1 protein-coding gene and 1 pseudogene are annotated in these 1,231 nt (G+C 41.3%); both read left to right on the top strand.

From position 1 onward, the window contains the following. Positions 1-271 precede the first annotated feature (271 nt). Entirely contained in the window at positions 272-724 is a 453-nt protein-coding gene (locus DWY55_RS21805; protein ID WP_008662355.1) for a hypothetical protein, read from the top strand. Positions 725-830: 106 nt separating this feature from the next. After that, positions 831-1,231: pseudogene (locus tag DWY55_RS21800) on the top strand (hypothetical protein); the annotation flags it as partial.

Raw genomic sequence — 1,231 nt, 5'->3', positions numbered from 1 at the left:
CTTTTTGTTGCTCAGGTACTTAAAAAGTTATATTTATAATAGTGTTGCGGAATTAAGGTTTAATAGCTATCAGGGGGATTGGGGCATACAATGGATGTGGAAAGCTTGATGACACAGAAAAAAGAAATTCAATTAGATTCCAAAGGAGATTATCTCAAAGCAATTCAGTTGAATCATTCCCAAGTGCAGACAATTCGGGATAACTACATCCATAACAAATTGAATAGGCATATTCCAAACTGGAGACAAAAACTTAAAAGGAGGCAGTAACATGAAGACGCGTATATTTATTTTTATAATCATGCTTGCTATGCTGGTGGGGTGCATTGACCATTCAATCTCAAAGAATGATTTCATGATTCGAGTGGATACTGGTTATAAAGAACGTACCGGTAAAGATTATATCCAATGTTGGGTGAATGACAGCCTTGTTTTTAATGGACTGTATGTGAACAAGACGGATGACCAGATATTGGACTACCATGAAGATTGGCTTGGAATGGAAATCACCCGTTTCGATAAGAGCGGATATGATAGTTTAAAAATAAAGATACGTGTCACATCTCTGGATACTGTATTATATCGTGGAAAAAGGGTCATAGATAGTACGTTCCGATACCGGATAGACAATATACCCAGTATTGTGATTGCATGCAGAGCAAATAGTGGTATTACATTGTGGGATACTTTACGCACCCCTGATTATTTTTGGCTTGAATATTAATATAATAAGAATCTCTGATTCAATAAATTGAACGATTCCCTGCTTACGTCATCGGATATAAGCAGGGAATTTGTTTTTCAGTTTGGCTTCGTGAATCATCTGCCTTTTGCTTTCTATACGTAATTTTTCCGGTCAGCTTTCGGTTGTTAAAACCACCGATGAAGACCTGAATGTGAGCTACACCTTCACCGACAAGCCCGCTACGGTGACCCATACCCACGCGGCAAGTGGAAAAACAACCCGCACGGAAGTGCATGCTTACAGCTACGACCATGCGGACAGACTCTTGAAGGTTGAGCACACGTTGGGAGGAACCAATGTAACGCTCGCTGCCTACGGGTATGACAACTTTGGAAGACTGCAATCAAAGTCCCTGCACGGAAGTAGTACAAACAAGCTGACGTATGCGTACAATGTCCGCAACTGGCTGACGGGCATCAGCGGAAGTAAGTTCACACAGAACCTGTACTACAATACCGGTAACGGCACTGCCAGGTACAACGGCAG

This window comes from Bacteroides sp. AF25-38AC, from assembly GCF_003602995.1.
GTDB lineage: Bacteria > Bacteroidota > Bacteroidia > Bacteroidales > Bacteroidaceae > Bacteroides > Bacteroides uniformis.
This window is presented reverse-complemented; position numbering and strand designations above follow the sequence as displayed.

Coding starts and splice junctions, on each gene's coding strand:
- DWY55_RS21805 (WP_008662355.1), top strand. CDS start 272: ATGAAGACGCGTATATTTATTTTTATAATCATGCTTGCTATGCTGGTG.